Raw genomic sequence first — 19,950 nt, forward strand, 5'->3', positions numbered from 1 at the left:
CGTTCAATTTAGCTATCGATCACAGTATACCTCATCTTTGTGAGAAAGGCTGTATTCTAGGGCATAAGACCAGACGTAACCGTTCAGGGGGGGCTGAAAAAATGCACTATATCAAATCAAGGGAGATCAGGACGAAAACTAGACTCAATTTGATTTTTTACAGATTTTTCTAAGTAGTCAAAAGTGTTATTGCCCTCCTGGAATTGTCTTTTAGCCATTTTGTCCACACTTTGTCTTTGAGTTAAATCGCCTGAAATGCCTATTAAGTAAGGTGTTCGGCTCATGAGTTCAATTCGGCACCCCCCCTGAACGGTTACGACCAGACAGTGATGCAATTCAGATTTGAATTGGCGATCGATCGTTAGATAGATGACGATCGAATGAACCGGGACTTTCTCGAAAAAGTTCTCGCGGAAGGGGGGAAAGCGCCAGTATTTCCGAGTGTATGCAGTGCGTAACCTGTAGCGGTGGCTGTCCCAAGGTCGAGAGAATGGATCTGTCTCTCAGAAGTTTCGTTTTACGGGTACAAAGGGGAGACCGGGAAACGGTTCTCAACAGTAACACCCTCTGGAATTGCACCTCCTGTCATACTCGCACTTCCCGGTGTCCCCGCGGGGTTCGTCCCTCGGAAGTGATCGAGGCCGTCAAAGCGATCGCTATCCGCGAGGGCATTACGAATGATTCCACCCGATTCAACGAAATTTTTGTCGAATTCATCCGAAAACGCGGCATTCTGTTTGAACTTGAGCTTATACACGAGTATAGCGATATGTCAAGTATTCTCGAACAGTCTCCGTTAGGGATTAACGCTTTTTTATCACTATCGGATCGCTATCGATCGAAGAACGGGTTCTATCCCTCTCGTGGCGAAGGTTTGAAGGTCGAGTTCCTAACAGTTTCTCCCGCTCGGGATGTAGCGAGGCTTGATTCCTGCGAACTCCTTACCCGATAACAGTTTCCAGCTTTGTTTCTAACCCGAACCTACCCGATACCGATAGAATAGCGTTAAGTTAGCCCTACGCGGAAAATTAGTGCTTTTCCCGCAACGGATACGGGAACCGGGGAAATTTAAACGAGTCTTGCGCCTGCTGGAAAAGAAGAAAGAATCGAATTGAACGGTATTAGAATAAGACAGCCCGATATCGAGAAGAAATACAACGTTAACTATTCCTTACCCGCTCTCTATATCACGGAATTGGTCGGACTCGCTCTCGGGATCAAACCGCGCGCGTTGGGACTGGATAAACACCTCGTTTCCACCCGTCCCGTTTTGAAAAAGTCGGGGCTGGCGAGCGCGGCCTCTCGTTTAACAACTATCTCGTTATATAATGAAGGAAGAAATACCCGTCATCGCCTCGAAACACCCACCATGCCGAAAAAATCCCGACAACTAGCTTCCGTCACCCCGTCAACGGGCCGGGAACCGAATTCCCCCGCGCTTTCGCCCTCCGCGCTGGGCATTATCGCGGATTTTTTTAAAGTCCTCTCGGAAGTCACCCGACTACAAATCGTCTGCGCGCTCAAATCCGGACCGAAAAACGTGAGCCAGATCATCGAGATCACGGGTTTGGGACAGGCTAACGTCTCCAAACACCTGAAAATTCTCACCGACGCGCGTTTGCTCTCCCGATCGCAACAGGGTGTTAACGTCATTTACGAGATCTCCAATCCCGCGATCTTTCCCCTCTGCGATCTCGTCTGCGATTCCCTGAAGGTGCAGTTACAACAACAACACCAAGATCTGGAATTTTTCAAACAATCACACCCGATCGAGATGAAATAGAGGGAGCGGGATTAACAGGGTTCTCGATACTTTTTCCCGCTCTCTCTGTCTCTATCGGGCTACCGCCCCTAGCGCGGCGCTCACCCGCTCGAAAATCCCTTCCCCGGAACCCGAAACCGAGTCGAAATCGCCTCTGAGGACTTTGAGCGCGTATTTTTCCCGATCGATCTCGTCGCGCGTCCGGACTCCCATCCAGCGGATGACGGGTAGGGGGGGACACCACCCCTGAGTCGCGTGTTGGAATAAAAACGGCAGGACGATCCCGGTTAACCAGAACCAATTCGCGTGAACGAAAATACCGAGTAGTAAACCCGTGAGGGCGAGAATAGAGGCGTTCGCTTCTAGTACCCGTTCGGTATCCCATTCCCGTCCCAATTCTCGAATCCGTCCCGATATCTCTTCCGGGGAACGATCCGCGCGATCGCGCAGACGCTCGATCGTTTTTCGATCGATCTCGGCGTTAAGTGTCGCGGGGGTGTTCTCGCGCACCCGATCGAACCGATCTCCCGGAAACGGCATCGACGGTATCTCTCGATCGACGGTCATCGCTTTCCCTCCAGACAAGACTAGATGATTATAGGTTCGCATCTTGAGTTTATCCCCCGTCCCGTCCCTCGCCGTCCGTCGGGAGAACTATCCGCCCGTCCACCGGGACGCGGATTCCCGATCGCGGGATTTTGGGGATCGGTTACGGATAGAATTTACTATATCGATATATAGTGTTATAATCAAAATATATCCACGAAAGGGGGTGAAGGCTTATGTTGTTCCGTCAATTGTTCGACCCCGAAACCAGCACTTACAGCTATCTCGTGGCCGATCCCGATACGAGAGAGGCGATCTTGGTCGATCCGGTTCTCGAACAGGTGGAACGCGATACGCGACTTTTGCGAGAATTTGGTTTAACGCTCCGTTATTGCCTAGAAACCCACGTTCACGCCGATCATGTCACGGGAACCGCGAAACTGCGCGAGTTAACCGGCTGTCAGGGCATCGTTCCCGTGAACGCCCTCGTCGCTTGCGCCGATCGAACCCTCGGTCACGGGGAAGTCTTACCGGTAGGCGCTATCGAGATTAAAGCCATTACCACGCTCGGACATACCGATAGCCATAATTCCTATTTAATTAACGGGGATCGGGTATTAACGGGGGATTCCCTGCTATTTCGCGGTTGCGGTCGTACCGACTTCCAGAATGGCGACGCGGGAACGATGTACGACCACGTTACCGGACGACTGTTCACCCTGCCGGATGAAACCCTCGTCTACGCGGGCCACGATTACAAAGGCTTTACCGTCTCGACGATCGGCGAGGAAAAACAGTTCAACCCCCGTTTTGTCGGACACACCCGCGAGAGTTTCATCGAATTGATGGGTAATTTAAACCTACCCGATCCGAAAAAAATCGCCGAAGCCGTCCCCGCTAACCGGCGTTGTGGTAACGTCGCGTAAGAATTCCCCTTTTTCTCTCAACCCGATACTAGCTTGGACTATGAACACCGTAACTAACGAATTGGCGATCGTGAACCCGACTACTCTCCAGCAATTATTAGAGAATCGAAGCGTCACCCTGGTAGACGCGAGGGAACCCTCGGAATATCGGGAAGAACATATCGAGGGGGCGATTCTCGTGCCGTTATCGACGCTCGATCGACAGCCCCCGTCGATCGAGCTCGCTCGGAAACTCGTTCTCTACTGCCGTAGCGGGAATCGCTCGGCTCAAGCGGCGCGCAAATTACACGCGCTCGGCTACCGCGACCTCTCCCATCTAGAAGGGGGGATCACCGCTTGGAAAAAAGCGGGCTATTCCACGAAAACCGATAAAAACGCCCCGATTAGCATCATGCGTCAGGTGCAGATCGTCGCGGGATCGTTGGTATTGACCGGAACGCTTCTCGGCGCGTTCGTTTCCCCCCGGTTCCTGTTACTCAGCGGTTTCGTGGGGGCCGGCTTACTGTTCGCCGGGATCTCCAATACTTGCGCCCTAGGGATTTTATTGGCGAAATTGCCGTACAACCGACGTTAATTGCCCGAATATCTTTTACTTGGTTTATTTTCTCTCTTATCGTCCGTTTCTCTATCTTAAGATAGATGAGCGGACACTTCTTTTGTGCCTCTCGCCGCCGAATCGATCGCGGAATAGCTTGAGTATTAGGCGAAGATTAAATTGCCGCGAGCGACGATTACCTTGGCGAACGGCGTGACCGAAACGGAAGACACTGGAAAACGACGATTACAAGTGGTCGAGACGCTTTCCAGTGCCGGGTCAACGAATTAATTCCAAACAGATTCAAATCTACCTCAAAGCGAGGGCGAGTGGCCACCCGCGAGCTACGGCGGCGGCCAAAGGAGGATTTTCCGTGCGTACAGCCGAAAGGATCGACAAAGGAGAACACCGACCGCGTCAGGGGCAACCCCGTGACTGGCGGACAAGGGCAGACCCCTACGCCGAGGTTTGGGAGAGCGAGGTCGTGCCAATGCTAGAAAAAGAACCCCGATTGAGTCCGACAACGATATTCGAGTATTTACAGCCAAAATACCCCGACAAATACACCCGCTCCCAACTAAGGACTTTGCAAAAACGGGTCAAAGAATGGAAAGGCGCGCGCGGTCCGGACAAAGAAGTTCGGAGCGGTGAATCCTGTTTTTACGAATTCTCGAATTTGAATTCGACTTGTTTTCAATCTTTTTTAGAAGAGTTCTCTCGACAATTCAGCGATGCGGTACATACCCTTCAACTCGATAACGCTCCTTTTCACACGACTCGAAAGTTAAAGATTCCGGAAAATATTCTATTTTTCTTTCAACCGAGTTACTCTCCCGAGGTCAATCCGATCGAAAGATTCTGGCAATTTTTAAAAGACGCTCTCGGGGGACAAGGTTTTGAGAACTTACAAGAACTCAAAGAGAGAGTGGGTGTTGTACTGAATTCCATGTCGAAAGAAATCGTGCGTTCCTTAACGGGATGGGATTATATTTTACAAGCCCTATCTCTGGCAGGACTTTAGAAAATTGGTATTATGCCTCTTCTGACATGGCAATTATGGTTAGCCCGCCCCGAGGTAACGGACAATCCTCTACCTTGGCAGAAGCCTCAATCGCTCTCTTCCTTAACTCCCGGTCGTGTCGCCGATTCTTTCGCAACAATTTTAGCGGTGATTGGCTCTCCCGCCCCCGACCCGAAAACCCGTGGAAAATCACCGGGTTCGACGAAAGCGACAAAACGAACCCTTCGAACTTGTTATCCGACCGTCAAAAAGCGAGCTTCTAGAACGAAAAAAGCGGTTCAAAAAACCTCTTAATCTTTCCGAAACGATCTTTTTCACCATTCCTTGGCTTTTATTGATTAGCCAGGCCGATTTCTTTTATTTATTAGTCTAAAGTCGAGCTTCAAGATCGCGCTGACTGTCCGCTTTCCTGGTGCGAGAATCGCTCCCACTAGCAGTACAAGTGCCGAGCGCCATGTCGGTCGGGAAAATAAAGGGGCGAACACCAAGATTAATGGCAGGAATTCCTTCGGTAGCGGATTCATCGGGAAGAAGCCCACAACGCTTCCCCCATCTTGCTACTTTTGCGGCTCTCCAAATCTAAAATTGGATAAAGTCGAGCTTACGAACTCACGCCTGTAATCCCTCGAAGGATACGACGAACAGAATATCGGCGATTTCCTCATTTTTAAAATAATTTCTCCAGATCGAGGTATCGGGTAACACGAGCGTCCAGTCCCCGTCGGGAGGATTGCCGCAAATATTCCGTTGCCATTCGACAGCGTTGCCGCGACGGGTGCTGAGAATTCCCTCGACCGGTCGCCCGGAGTAACCGCCAACTCGGGGAAGCCCGTTTTCCCGAGGCTGGAGCCAAAGCCCCGCGCTATCCCCGATCGCCGGCTCCCGATTCGCCGCGGGAACGAAATATAGCAAAATTCGGGAGATCCGCGGAGCGTCGATATGGGGGGGGAATTCCCCTTTGTCGATCGGAAACGTAACCGTCATCGGGGTTGCCGACTGTTCGGGATTGTGGAGATAGTACCAAGCGTCGGGAAAACGATCGCGTAGACTGACGGCGATTTCCGCGTCTATCTCCCGGCCGAGCCGGCTCTCGACCCGCTGTTGATAGCCGAAATCGTGTAGGGCCGTGTATTCCAAGGTGAATAGCACGTCGGCGATCGTGCCGTAATCGAAAGGATTGGCCGATTTCGGCATCCGCAGTTCCCAGCGCGTGTCCACTCCCATGCTTTCAAAGGGTAGGAGAAATTCATTCTGCGGGTCGAGATCGAACAGTCCCGTGGCGTTCATCGGCGAGGTGAAGGCGATCTGTTCCGGATCGCGGCGGATCTCGATCGGGGCAAACGTATCGCCCCCGACCACCACCCGCGACAGGCCGGAATTGATCAGCGTGGCCCGAATCCCCCGATGGGGCGGGATCAGGGCGACGATCGAGATCTTCACCCGCTTGATCAGCCGTAGGTAATGGCCCGGGAAATCCCGATCGAACATTTCCTCGGTGGTGGCGAACGCGAGGGTTCCCGTCGCCCGGAATTGCTGGAATTCTAGGGAAAACAAGCGCGCCAACGAGAGGGTTTGACTCAGTTGTAATTTCCGTCGATTGTTCTCGAAAGCGAACTGATCGAGTTGATAGATATCCTGTAATAGCCGCGCCGATCCCGTTAACCCGCGTCGGTCGGGGGATTTCTCGCCGGTCGCCGAAGCGGCCCGATCGTCCGGCGGCGATTCCCAATAGTCGGCCTGAATGAAGGAAGGCGCGATCTGCTGGCGTTCAAAGGTTAATTGTACCTGCGCCAAACGGGCTACCGAGGTCGCCTGTTGCAGAAAATAGCGGTACACTCCCCCTAAAATCCCGCTCATCCACTCGTACAGTTCGGCGTTGGTAAATTTCCCCGTGAGAAAATCCAGTTCTTTTTTCGCTTGCTCCTGTTGGGTGGAGGCGATCGCCTTTTCTTGACCGACGATTTTCAGGCGATCCTTGGCCAGGGCGATCTGTTTCGTCCCGATCTCGACGTTTTTGCTCGCCAGGGCTTTCTGAAGTTTCCAATCTTCCGCGCGTCGCGCGGAACTCGCCCGGGTCGAGTACACTTGCGAGAGGTATTCCGTCTGGTTGAGGGCGCTGGAAGCCCGGGTTTTTTCCTGTAGGAGTAGGGCGATCCCCCCGGCGGCCGGGAGCGATAGCGCCATTCCCGGCCCCAGTCCGGCCGCCGCGCTGGCGAACGCTTGGGCGATACTGAGGGACTCCTCGGCCCGGGCTAGGGTATCGCGTCGCTCTCTGGCGGTGGCGTAATTCTGTAATAACGCTTTCTCCCAGAAGTTGTCCCCGGCCCCGATCCAGCGATCGTAAGTATCGCGCTGAATTTCCGAGAGATCCTGCTGTAACGCCGCCAGATCGATATTTTCCCTGGCCTCGGCCACGCGCAGTTCCTGTAGGGCGACGGTGGACGCGGCCAGATCGAGCGCGTGTCCCGCTTTCAACCGGTTGTACTCCTCGGCATCGCGTTTTTCCAAGGCCGCCAGAAACGCCGTCTCGATCTGTCCGGCGAGGGTGACGAGATTTTTCGCCCGATCGATGAGGGCGCTATAGCGGTAGGGAGTGGGACGACGGATGGCGTTATCCGCGATCGGGTTGGGTAAGGCATCGCGCGCGGGAGTTTCCGGGTCGGCTGGCGCGAATTGCCGCTCTAAACCGGCGATATTGCGACCGAGGCGCAGTTTTAAAAGATTTTGTTCCGCGCGGGAGCGCAGGGCCGACGGGACGGGATTCGGGGGAAAGGTCCCGGACGCGGGGGTCATTTCCGGCAGGGCGAGCAATTCTAGAGCGGTTCCGTACAGGGAGCGGGCGAGGTTGACGGATTCCGTCGTGTCGCGGGTGAATTCGGCATCGGCGTAATCGAGAAAACATCCGGCCAGGGTCATTAACGTGAAGCGCGTGTAGGCGTTGGCCCGCGAACGGGTGATCCGGTGGGGATTTAAGTCCTCTAATAGCCAAGAATCGGGATCTCGCTGGTAGATATCGCGGATCTCCGCTTCAAAGAACAATCCACCGCAAACTTTCCGGAGTTCCGGGGGAAGGTTATAGGCGTAAACGGATTGATACCAATCGAGCGCGGCTAGAAACTGACCGGACTTCTGTAACCGCGCTCCCAACAGCATCGGTACGAAGAAAAAACACTCGCCGAGGTAATTCGGGGCGGTATAGAGATTTTTTCCGGTAAATAGTGCGAAAAAGAGCCGGATTCGTTCTTTCACCTCCGCTTCCGACAGGCGATCGTCGAGGGTAAAGGCGGGATCTCGCAGGGAGGGCGGCAGGTCCACCCCTTCCTCCGCGCGTAAGGCCGTCAGATACTCGGCCGCCCGCTCGCGCGCTCTCGCCGGGGATAGATACGCGCCGGATTGGAGATTTTTGAGGAGAGTTTTGAACGCTTTCGTGGGGTGGGAATCGGGGAGGAGGTTGGGGAGGAGAAGGTTTTCGGGATAGGCGAACAAAACGAACGCCGATTGCCAGGTTTCGTAACTACCCATCCAACGCCATTCGAGATCGAAAATCGTTTCGCTGTACGGTTTATCGCCCCGTATCGCCACCAGTTTCCAACTTTCCGCGGGGATCGCGGCCCGGAGTACGGAAGCCAGACCGCGAAAACGACCGACCCGAACGGAAAAGAGGATGTTCTGTAGGGTTTCGACGCTCTGGTTAACCCAGGTGGTGCGGGAGCGACCGGGATCTTGAAAGTCGATCGCCAATTCCCGCGAGAGTCTTTCGGCGGCGTTGGCGGAGTTGAGGGAGGCGATGATACTATCGCGGACGGGCGGTAAAACGGCGGTTTCCGTGGCGGCGATGGCGTTTTGTAGGGTTTCTTCCGGTTCGGAAAACTGGTTGACGCGGGCTTGTAGTTTTCTTTCCCAGTCGCGACGCTGTTTCGGACCCGATCGCCAGCGGGGTAGGGGGGGAGCCTCGGCGAGTTGGAAGTGATCGGGACTGACGGTGAGGTTGAGGGCGCGTTCTCGGTTTCGCCAATTGTCCGCGTCCGTCCGATCGCACTGCCGGAATTTCCACACCTGAAGGAGAATCGAGTAGGCGCTCTCCCATTCCGTCTCCAATACCGTCCCGCTCGCCGCTAACGAGCGCGTACCCATCAGGTGTAGGAAGGCGGGGAGCGCGATCCGTAGGGTTTTCAGATCCGCCTCGATATTCTCCCCCCGCTCGTAGCGATCGAACAGTTCCCGTAAGCGTTCTACCGGGGCCAGACGGGCGTTGAACATCGCGTCCAATCCGGCTAGGGGGGTCGCCGCGGAATTCCGCAGGCCGATCAGGGAGTCGCGTTGTCCGTTGACTTCCGCCCGTCGGTCTTGCCAGAGAGCGAAGGCGGGATTTCCCGGGACGGCGGCGCGGAAATCGTTCGGGCCGAGTAGGTCGGGATCGATGACGGGAAGCGGATTGCCGACCGCCGATCGGGCGGTATCGTCCTGTTGGCTCCAGAGCGATCGAACCCTGTACTGTTGCCAGAGAAGGAACTCCCGGGGCGGGGTACGGATACTTAGGGGATCTTGGAAAGGACTCGGGCTACCGAAGAGCGATTCTAACCGCGCTTCCGTGATGTCCGCCGGGGAGAGGGTCAGTCGATCGAGGCGATCGGGACGACCGGAAGCGGTATCTAGCTCGAATCCGAGACGCTCGGCCAGTTTACTCGCCGAGTCCTGCCGTTTTTCCGCGGGTAATCCCGAAATCAGGCGTAATTCCTCGTAGGAGGTTCCCAGATTTTGTAAAAGCGTGTAATAAAACGATTGACAATACTCTTGAATTATGTTATTCGGCAAAGCGCGACCGTTCTCGGTCAGATAGCGACGGAGGATCTGGATGGCGATCCAGACCGGGTTAACGGGTCGATCGGCGATCGGGCGATTTTCGGGACGGATCAAAGCGGCGAAAGGCTGGTAAAAAGCGCTCTCCAACCGGGACGGAGCGATTCTCGCCCCTCCCTCCGTCACCGAGTTCCGTTCGGTAAAAGCGAGCAGATCGGCCAGATAGTTAACGCGGGAAAACACCCGATCGGCATCTTTCGGGTCGTAGGGCGCGGCGACACTCACCCTTACCGCTTGGATCGTGGTATTTCTCGCCGCCGAGTTATCGATCGCCCGCGCGTAGACCGTCCGGTTGCCGGCCTCGCGGATCGGGATCGAGAGCGTCCAGGTACCGTCGGCCCCCGGGGTCGCGGTGTACGGGAATGTCCCGTCGGGATCGGTATCCAGACGCGCGCTGACCCCGGCCACGCCGGTTTGATTATCGCGGGCGATCCCCCGTACCGATACGGTGACGCTCCCGTTCTCCAAAGTGAAGAGATCGCCGTCTTTCGGCGCGAGAATCGTTAATTGTGGCGGGATCGTGTCCGCGACCCTCACCGAGACGGATTGTTCGGGGCCGGTGTTACCGGCCCTGTCCGCGGCCCGGAAAGTGACGCGATGGGTTCCCAATCCGGGTAACTCCACCTCCGCTCTCCAAGAACTCCAGCTATCGGGACTCCCGGTGGCCGTGGCGCTCCGAAAAACACCGCTATCGCCGACGCGCCATTCGACGCTCCGTACCCCGGACGCGTTATCGCTCGCCGTCCCGACGATCGTGGCGAGATAGGGCGCGGCCTCGCGGGTAACATCGGCCGGCGGCCCGATCGTCAGGGAGGGGGGAGTCGTGTCCACCATCACCGTGACCGATCGATCGAGCGGGATCTCCTCGTTGAGATAGTTACGGGCCTCGACCCGCGCGGTAATTCTCCGAAGCCCCTCGCCGATCGTGCCAGTAAACGTCCAGGCCGTCCAATTCCCCCCCGGCCCGGTGGGGGTGGCGTTTTGAAACGGGGCCGCGTCATCCAGCCGAACCAGAACCCGATCGATATTTTCCGGAACGTATCTCCGGTCTGGTTCTCCGGGCGCGAGGAGAATTTCTTCCTCGTACTCCGCGGTTCCCGATACCGCGATCCGGGGCGGGACGACGATATTGTTGACGGGAGTGTTAATCGCCAGACGGAGAAAATAGTTCGTGACGGTCACGCTAGAGAGACCGATCGAGTCGTCGGAGGGGGCGATCGAGTTACCGCCATCGGTGATCCATTCGGACATAGTTTTGCTTCGCTAAAAAATAGAAGTTTTTCGAGAGATTGCCGCCACGAGGGCGATTTTAGAAACGATTGAGGACATTGACCCGATACCAATCCCCCAACGCGCCGGAACCGGCTTGGAACTTGCTATCGATCGCGTTCCCGATCGCCGTCCCCACTTCCACGCCCAGCCGTCCCGCGTCGACCACATCACCGATAACCGGGACACAGCCGACCAGATCGAGCGAGCCGGAGATATAGTTACCCTGTCTGAATTCGTTGGTCGCCGAGGCCAGATTCGCGCCGATACCCACCATGGGAACCATTTTCATGGCTTTCGCGGTCACGGGCGCGACAACAGTGGTCGCCTTGATCACCACGGACTTGGTGGCCGCCAGCGCGCTTCCCGAGGTCAAGACCCCGCCGGCCGCGGCCAATCCGGAGGCCGTTTTTGCCGCGCCCGATTTGAGAAACTGGGTCACTCCCGAGGAACCGGCGGCCTCGGCGGCCCTACGGGCGACCGCCTTGGTCGCCCGCGTGTAGTCCTCCGCGGTGGTGACGACCGCGTTAACCCGTCGGCGTAGTTCGGGATTCCCGACGGCCTCGTTTCTCCACTTTTCCAGCGTTTCTTTGACGATCGCTTTATACTCGTCCTTAAACTCGCCCGCCTGTTCGCCGAAAAGGGTAAAAACTTGGTTTTCCTTTTTCGCGCCCGATATGCCGACCCGTCTTTCGGCGGAATCTAGCTGTTGGCGAACATCCGAGACGATTTTGCCCCGATCGAGTTTCCCCGCGTTTTCCCCGACCTCGACCAATTTGTTATTGATATGTCGGGCTTTAAAATCGTTGGCCAGCCTTCCGGGTTTCCCCTTCCGTCCGGCGATCTGATCCGATCGGGCGATCTCCCCGTCCGGGCCGACATGGGTTTCCTGGTATCGGTAAAAAATTTTGCGCTTGCGGAAAGCTTGCCGCAGATCGTTCACCGCGTCCGAGAAATCTTTCTGCATGGCTTCTCCCACTTGCCCCAGCGTGTTCGACGATTCGCTCGTTCCCGTCGGATCGACGTAGTTGAGCGGGGAGTTGAGAAAGGCGCGGTAGGCGTTCGTACCGGTTTTCAGGCCCAGGGGATCGCGGGCGACCCACCGGCCCAACCACGGCGCGTAATACCTCGCCCCGTGATAATTGAAGCCGCTTTCCTCGTCCCGCTCCTTACCGGTATACCGATAGCGTTTCCGGCTAAAACCGCCGAAGCCGGTTTCCCCGTAGGGCGTGTACTCCTCGCGGTTCACCCAATCCCCCGCGCGATCGAGGACGAGATGGCTACTGCCGAGGTGATCGCTCAGGTGATATTGAACCGCCGGACTGTTATCGTCCGGGAACGCTTCTCCCACCCGAACGGTCGCGATCCGGGCGTTCTCGTCGAGAACGTGCAGGGTATTGTTCTCCCGAACCGTCGCTCGATCGTCCGGGAAAGGACTATAGATCGGTGGCGTTTCGCCGGGATCGCCTTGCACCGGACTAACCGATCCCGCGCTCAAGAGAACGGGATCGTCCTTTCCACCGGACGGACTCGGGCTAACGATCCGTTGATATTCCAGAATCCCGTCGATATAAACCGTGATCTCCCATTCCCCCCCCTGTTTACGGAGGAATTTTTTCACCCGCTGGCCGGTGCCATCGTAGAGATAGTGGGCGTGGATCGACGGTTCCGCGTTATCCGTTTGTACCCGGAACGCTTTCAGCCGGTTGGCGTGATCCCACTCGAAGAAACGGGTGAGGTTCTCTTGGATTAAATTCCCGCCCGGATCGTAGGCGTACTGATAGGTGAGATTTTCGACCGCGGGATGGGTGACGGCGATCGAGCGCAGACGATTCCCCCCCGGGACCATCGTGAAGCGACGCTCGCGACCGGTAACGCTTCCATCGCCGGCGTGGTGCAGGTGTTGCATCCGGCCGAGATTGCCCGCGCGATCGTACTCGTAACGCTCCGTATAGGGACGGGCGCGGGTGATATCGGCACAACGCGGTCGATCGTCCCAGGGCGGTCGATCGGGCGGTCGATCGCATTCCCGCCCGGTGGCGGACAGTAAACGATAGAGGGAATCGTAGGTGAACCGTCGATCGAGCGCGTCTTTCCCTTCTAGAGTGCCGATCACCCCGCAATCCGGCACCCTTTCCCGCAGTTCTAGGAGATTTCCCGCGAGGTCGTACCCGTAGGCGAAATCCTGTAACGGCGCGCCGGTCGGTCGGTAGGTCAGCGGATCGGGCTGGCTATACCGTTCCGATCGCGCTCGAACGAGGCGCAGGGTCAGCGGATCGTGGGCGTACCGGGTCATCGTACCGTTGCCGTAGGCGATAAAAGTCCGCTGTCCCTTGGCGTTGTAGTCGATACGGTGGATATACACGCTCCCGTCCAGCGTCACCCCCGTTAACGCGCCGGCCCGGTTGTAGCGGGGCAGGAGTTCCGGTCGATCGCCCCGGACGGTACGGGGGTAGTACAGCCGTTTGAGCCGATCGAGGGCATCGTACTCGATCGAGGTTTCGTAGACCTTCTCTTCTAACAGGCTCGCCTCGTGGGTTTCTAAAGTTATTCCCTCGGGGGGATGCCAGTTCACCCGATAGGGCTGTACTTTCCAGCCGTTGTCTCCCGCGCCGGCGAACACCCCGGCCAGTTGACTATCTCGAATGACCTGTCGCCCTTTTTCCCGCGGTTTTCCCCGGAAAGTGTAGGCGGTAAAGGTTAATTTCCCGGCCTCGTCGTAATGCCGGTACGGTTGCCCCAAAAGATTAGCGTCACTCGCCTCTAGGGGCGTTAACCCGGACTCCGGACTATCGCCGTAGAGGACGCGCTCGCGGAGGGTGATCTCCTCGCCGGCGTTATCGCGCGCCCACAGCCGTACCGGACGACCGAGACGATCGAACTGTTGTAGATCGAGAGAACCTTTACTATCCCTCTGCTCGATCGCCTTTCCCGCGGCATCCCAGACCGTACAGTGATAGCCCCCGTCCATCTGCTCGATTTTCAGCGCGCGATCGGCGAGATCGTAGGTATAGCGGAAGGCCAACCGGTCTAGCGGATCGGTAACGGTGAGGAGATTGCCGCGGATATCGTAGGTCGAGCGCGTGCGGTAATCGACAATCGGCGAGTCGATCGAGTCCCGATGGCGTTCGATACTCTCTACCGTCCGTCCCAGGGCATCCAAACGGCTACTGGCGGGAGTATTCCAGTGGTGTCGGTACGATCGGGAGCGATCGGCGTGAGTCCGTCCGGCGTTGTCGTTGCTGTCGTAGGTATAGGTTTCCCAAGGGGTCGGCAGATAACGGTCGGGATTCTCCAGATCCCGCGGGATTCCGGAGATCACCCGCTGTTCCGAGCCGTCCGGGTTCACGGTGCGAACGACCTGACCGCGGGGGTCGTAGAACATGGTGACTTCCCGCCCGTATTGAAAATCCTCTAGAGACGCGTAATCCCATCCTGTGGAGAAAAACGGCTCGTATTTCCGCACAACGAGACCTTTATTGTCGTAAATCTGCCAACCACTCACGATCACGTTAGAATTCTCTGGATCGCTATTCTCCCGACCGACTAAGGCCGTTCCCGCGCCGTCACCCGGTTCGGCGGGTAAAATTTCTTTCCCCCCCCCGAAAACGGCATCGCCGAAGCGGATAGTTTCCCCTTGAACCCGCGTTTGCAATAATCGACCGAAACCGTCGGAATACTCGCGACTCTCGATCGTTTCGTCCCGTCGCGGGAGGGGAACGTCGGTTTCCGTGTCGTGATGGAGATAGCGAACACTGCGGACGGAAATCGGTCGCCCCTCGCGCGCGAAGGCGAAGAAGTCGTAGGTTAAACTCGAACTCGCCCTATGTCGATCGCCCTCGATTTTAGCGGGATTTCCCGTCAGCCACGTTTCTTTCAGCAATCCCGAAGGCGTGAAAGTAAACGCGGTTCGGTTCCCGTTGGAGTCGGTGGACTCGACGATCTCCAGCAGGCGGTAATCGTAGGTGGCGCGCGCGGTCAGTCCGGCCGGGTCGGTAACGGCGATCGGCAGTAGTTCGTAAGCGTCGTACGCGATATTCGTATCCCGTCCCAGGGGATCGCGGGTGGTTTTCACCAGTCCCCGGCCCCTGCCGTCGGGGGATTCGTGGAAATCGTACCGGGAACGGGTGGTGGCCACGAAATAGCCGGCCGCGAAGGGCGCGTCGCCGATCGAGTAGCCGTAGCCGAGGGGCAAAGGAATCAGGGGCGAGCGGGTACTATCGGTCGATCCCGACAGCGAGGAGAGAAAATCCGCCGGGTAATCGCTAAGGAATCGATCTCCGCCCGCGCTATACACCGCGAGGGTGGGAACGCGTACCTGTCCGTCCGCGGTTCGCCGGATCAGTAGACGGACTTTCGAGGTGATCGTCGCGGGAAAGGTGATTTTCCGCCAAACTTTATTATTCCCGGTGATATTCCCCCCCGGAACCGTGATCCAGTCGTCTTCCCCGAGATACTGCACCTCGAAATCCGTCAGACCGTAATAATCGAAAGTTAGATTCTCGTCAACGACCGAACCGGGTCGATCGGGTACCGAAAAAACATCGACCCGATCGATCGCCTGTAAGCCCGGCAGATCGACGATTAACCAGCCGGGGAAAGAAAAGGGAGTTCGCCCGATCCAAGACCCGTTAAAATCGCCGTCGATGGCGCGGTTCGGGGGGAAGGGTTGAACGATCGAGGAAGCCGTGGCCTTTCCCCCGTTGGCGGCCAGCGCCACGTTCCGCCCGGTGTCTTTTTCGTGGGCCTCCACCTCCACCACGCGGCTATAGGCCGATGCCGCTTTATGACAGAGGACGCGGATTCGATCGGTACTAATCGGGGGAAAGGTGAATTTTCGCCAGATCTTATGATTACCCGTCACGTTTCCCCCCGGAACCGTTACCCAGCGTTTCCCGTTCCAGGTTTGGATCTCGAAGTCCACGAGGCCGTATTTCGTGAACGCGAGATCGGGGGTCGGTTCGACGGGGATCTGTCCGTCTCCTTTCGCGTCCTGCAAACAGAACAGATCGATCTCGTCGATCGTTTTCGTTCCCGCGAAAGCCACTTCCAACCAATCCGGGTATTCCCCCGGCGTGTTATCGGCCCAGGCCGGCGGCCAGACCGAACCGAGACGGTTGCCATCGATCGCCGCGCCCGGTGGATTTTCCCCGTCGTAGGTGGAAGAGGCCGTAGCCCTCGCCCCGTTGGACACTAGCGCGAGATTCGTCCCGGCGGGGAATTCTCGCGCCCGGAGATAGGGAGGGAATAGGTTGCTTCCGTCCTGTTGATAGGCTCGCCCCGCGATCTCCGCGGTGAGGACCAAACTTTCCGTCCGGACGAGCGCGCCGTAATCGCCCACCTGTCCGAAGGGCAGTCCTCGAAAAGCGCCCGCGTCCGGCCGCGAGGGGTCGCGATCGTAAAAGTTCAGGGTTTGGTCGATTAACGTTCGCGGGGCGAGTCCCGCGAGGATCTGTTCGCGTAAACCTAGCGCGTCGGCGGTTCCGTCGTTGATAATCTCGTATTCCGTATTTTTCGCGACCCGATCGACGAGAAAACGGGAGGCATCATCGCGACGCGCGTAGGTGGTTTCCGAATAGGTCACGAGATAGGGTTCTTCCGCTCGCTCGACCCGGACGCGGTAATCCCTTCCCCTAGGCACGGCAACGCTAATTCGGGCTAACAATTGCCCGTACTCGTCGTATTCCCCCGTGAACTCGCATTGGGTCATCGGATCGTCGCCCCGTTCCCATTGGGTGGTACGGCTCGCGAGGGGCGCGGGAAAGAAAATAGGCGGGAGATCGTCCCGCGCCGGGTCGAGGGGATACACTTCTCGCGCTCCCGTCAGGGATTCGCTCACCGTGTAGGGTCGATCGCTCTCCGGCTTGCCGTCGAGCGCGTAAACTTCCGTCCGGAGGATACTTCCTTTCAGGGTTCGCAGGGCGTCGCGCCGGGCCGAGCGCGACAGACGCGACGGGAAAGCGTCGGCGAATCGATCGGGAGCGAAGGCGTTCGGATCTCCCGACCAATACTCGTGACGGAGATCGAGCGCCCGCCACTCGCCGGATTCCTGAAAGACCGCCCCCTGATGGAACCAAGTCCGCGTTTCTAACGGCGGGGAAAACTGTTCCGGCGCGATGGGGGCGGCGGAATTTTGATTAAATCGCCCGAATTCTTCCGTATCTCGTTGATCTACCCGCGCGAACCCCCGGAATTCCCGTTCCGCGCCATCCCAATAGCCGTGATGGTAGCGGTATTCGGTGACTAGTTTCCCGTTCGACAATCGATCGAGAATGTCCACTCTGGCGACCACCTGTACCGGGAAGGGGAGGGAGGCCCGCCAGCGCGTGGCCGGCTGTTTTTCATCTTCGAGATAATCCCCGATCGAGGATCGGTAGTCGATCCGGGTGACGGCCCCGCGATGGTTGTCCATTTCCCGCAGGAGGTAAGGTTTTACTCCCCCGGTAAAATCGAGGAAGAACATTCCCCGATCGCCCCGGCCGTCGGTATCGCGGCTCCACAACACCCCCGCGACGCCGGTTCCCAACAGATCCACCAATCGCACCCCGTCCGCGTCGGTGACGGGAGGGGTTCCTTTAATCTCGATCGGTTCGCTCCAACCGTTACCGGAGCGATTGATCCAGAGAATCACTTTCCGATCGTCCACGTAGACGATATCGGCTAACCCGTCCCCGTCCACGTCGCCGACGAGAATCCGCCGGGGATCGTACCCGTAGCGATACCGGGGGCTGTTTTTCATCTCCAAGCGATCGCCCCAATTCCCGTAGCCCAGATTCGGCCAGTATTGAATCGCGCCGTCGCTCACGAGCAGAATATCCTGTAACCCGTCGCCCGACATATCGCCCAATTTCACGCGGGGATCGGAAAAGTTCACGTTCGGGAAGCCGGATAAGGATTTTCGGGACACGCGGCGGGTTTCTCGCCATCCTGTCTTAGAATCCTGAAAAAAGCATTCAAAGGTCGTTCCCGAGCGGAGCGCGTCGGTGACACCGTCCCCGGTGAGATCGAGCAGTTTCACCTCGGGATCTTCGAGATTAAAACCCGGCGCGACCGCGTAGGGTTGAAACGAGCGTCGATCCCACCTCCCGCCGTAGTGTAGGGAAAAATAGCCCGCGATCCCTTCCCCGGACACCAGCAAGTCCACGCGTCCGTCCCCGTCGGCATCGAGCAGTTGCACCCCCGAATCGCTCAACTTTAGGCCGACGGGAGCTTCGTCCATGGTTCGCGGTCGATCGAACCGTCCCTCGCCCAAATTGCGCCAGTAGCGGATAGTATCGTTAATTTCCACGATATCCGGTAATCCATTACCGGAGAGATCGGCGAGTTCGTAGTCCGGGTGCGCTAGAGACCTCCGGGGCAGGTCGGCACCCGCGACCGGGAAAAATTTCCGCCCCGACGGTTCAAAACGACTGTAATCGAACTCGATCGGGGGTAGAGCCTCGCTCGCTTCCCCGTCCCGACCGATCGTCCAAATCTGCGAGAGCAGGGAAACCCCGTTCACGGGCAGTTTTTCGGCGAGGTTCGGGACAAAAGCGATGTCGAGAAGGTTTTCCGGGAGCAGGGTTCGCAAATAGTCCGGATTATTCCGTCGGTCGAGGTATAGGAAACGATACACGCGAGCGAGTTTTCCCTCCGTCCACACCTCGATCCCCGTACAACGGCGCGCGGTACGGATAGCGAAACCCGATCGATATCCGGAAAAGGCATCGGGTCGATCGTTCTCGTAAATAAATTTAATTTGAATTAAAAATCGCGGGTTCTGGCGATCTCCATAGTCCCCGTAGCGGATCTCGCTCGGGTACAGTTGATCCCACCGTCCGGCTATCGAGCGATCTCGCTCGTAGCGGTACTCGATACAATTGCCGAAGGGATCGATCGTGCGGGTGATCTGCCACGCGAAAACGCGGGACCGCTCGCGGGGGTCGGCGATCGTGGCGGGATCTTCCCCCTCGACCGCCGGGGTTCCGTAAAAATTTACCGTTCCGTCTTTATCGCGGACTTCCCAATAATTCTGCTTTCCCTGACGGTAATGGAATATTTTAGCGAATAAGCCCTCGGTTCGGGGCTGGTAGCGAGTTTTTCCGGGCTGTTGTTCGACCGGCACGAGATCTTCAGCGCCGGCGAGTAGAAAGGTATCTCGATCGTCGTCGTAGCGGGGAATTCCCTTGGAAGCCTTACGATAGATGGACGGGATGCCGATGCCCCATCCTAAACCCCAGAATCCGTTGCCGTTACCCGCGCTATAGCTCAAGGTCAATTGCGGTTGAAAACCGTTACGACCGGTGGGAATGGTGATGGGAATGGAGAGATTGCCGGTTCCCGTGTAGAGGTCGGGAGAGAATTTTTCCCCGATTCCCGCGAGCGCGCCTCCCCCCTTCGGTAAAGAGAGAACCCGTGATGATACGCCAGATTTATCGCTCATGTATAATTAGTCCGTCTCGGGATCACATATCTACCTCCCAAGAGAGTTGACTCCGAAATTTATTATTATCTTATCTCCGTCCACGGCCCGAAAAAGTTTAGAAAAATTTAATTAGTTTCCGATTGTTGAGGGGTAGAAAGAACGGGGAATCGGAGCTAGAGCGATCTTCACTTCTTTAGACCGGTCGAAAACGATGGGGAATCGGAGCTAGAGCGATCTTCACTTCTTTAGATCGGTCGAAAACGATGTTGAGAGACGATCGATAAAGTAGATGAGTACAAACTTTCGGATTTTAGCCGAGGGATAAAAGGAAAAAGAGAAATCAATCGCGATTTTTGAGAGACCCCGTACTTTGAGCGTTACTCTCTTTTATCGGTTCGGTAAAAACGGAAAATTTCGATCCTTTTCTCTTTCCCGAAGCTCTCTTGAAAATCCCGCGGGCGATCGAAGTATAGGGACGCTATGCAACGTCCTCGCCCATCCCTACTAATCTCGATGTTTGCCTCCTGTAGACACCCGGTAAATTCTTTCGATGTGAACTGGCTTCCTTGATCACTATCGAAAATTTCGGGATGACCATAATTTAATAAGGCTTCACCAATTCAAAAA

Annotated in this window: 8 protein-coding genes; 5 read left to right on the top strand and 3 right to left on the bottom strand. The window is 56.7% G+C overall.

Annotation, left to right across the window (positions count from 1 at the left end; translation table 11 throughout):
* Positions 1-445: 445 nt before the first annotated feature.
* On the top strand, positions 446-952 hold the full coding sequence (locus tag V0288_RS21385; protein ID WP_332867208.1) for a 4Fe-4S dicluster domain-containing protein: 507 nt from the start codon (positions 446-448) through the stop codon (positions 950-952).
* Positions 953-1,369: 417 nt separating this feature from the next.
* On the top strand, positions 1,370-1,783 hold the full coding sequence (locus V0288_RS25205; protein ID WP_422662046.1) for an ArsR/SmtB family transcription factor: 414 nt from the start codon (positions 1,370-1,372) through the stop codon (positions 1,781-1,783).
* A 51-nt stretch (positions 1,784-1,834) separates the two neighbouring features.
* Here the strand turns inward: V0288_RS25205 and V0288_RS21395 are convergent, their stop codons facing one another.
* Positions 1,835-2,371, bottom strand: a complete 537-nt coding sequence (locus V0288_RS21395; protein WP_332867210.1) for a hypothetical protein — start codon at positions 2,369-2,371, stop codon at positions 1,835-1,837.
* A 173-nt stretch (positions 2,372-2,544) separates the two neighbouring features.
* Between V0288_RS21395 and V0288_RS21400 the strand changes: the two genes are divergently transcribed.
* The 3 genes from V0288_RS21400 to V0288_RS21410 all read left to right on the top strand — a co-directional run bounded on the left by V0288_RS21400 (position 2,545) and on the right by V0288_RS21410 (position 4,790).
* Positions 2,545-3,234: an MBL fold metallo-hydrolase gene (locus V0288_RS21400; RefSeq protein WP_332867211.1), complete on the top strand. Its 690-nt coding sequence runs from the start codon at positions 2,545-2,547 to the stop codon at positions 3,232-3,234.
* Between the two features lie 40 nt (positions 3,235-3,274).
* The gene (locus V0288_RS21405; RefSeq protein WP_332867212.1) at positions 3,275-3,808 is read left to right on the top strand and encodes a rhodanese-like domain-containing protein; all 534 of its coding nucleotides are present in this window, start codon (positions 3,275-3,277) and stop codon (positions 3,806-3,808) included.
* Between the two features lie 232 nt (positions 3,809-4,040).
* A complete protein-coding gene (locus V0288_RS21410; protein WP_332867213.1) occupies positions 4,041-4,790 on the top strand; it encodes a transposase in 750 nt (249 codons plus the stop codon).
* 609 nt (positions 4,791-5,399) lie between these two features.
* On the opposite strand, the gene V0288_RS21415 is transcribed toward V0288_RS21410, so the two are convergent.
* A complete protein-coding gene (locus tag V0288_RS21415) occupies positions 5,400-10,901 on the bottom strand; it encodes a Tc toxin subunit A-related protein (RefSeq protein WP_332867214.1) in 5,502 nt (1,833 codons plus the stop codon).
* 58 nt (positions 10,902-10,959) lie between these two features.
* Entirely contained in the window at positions 10,960-19,341 is an 8,382-nt protein-coding gene (locus V0288_RS21420) for a SpvB/TcaC N-terminal domain-containing protein (protein ID WP_332867215.1), read from the bottom strand.
* Positions 19,342-19,950: the final 609 nt, after the last annotated feature.

The organism is Pannus brasiliensis CCIBt3594 (assembly GCF_036688125.1).
Lineage (GTDB): Bacteria > Cyanobacteriota > Cyanobacteriia > Cyanobacteriales > Microcystaceae > Pannus > Pannus brasiliensis.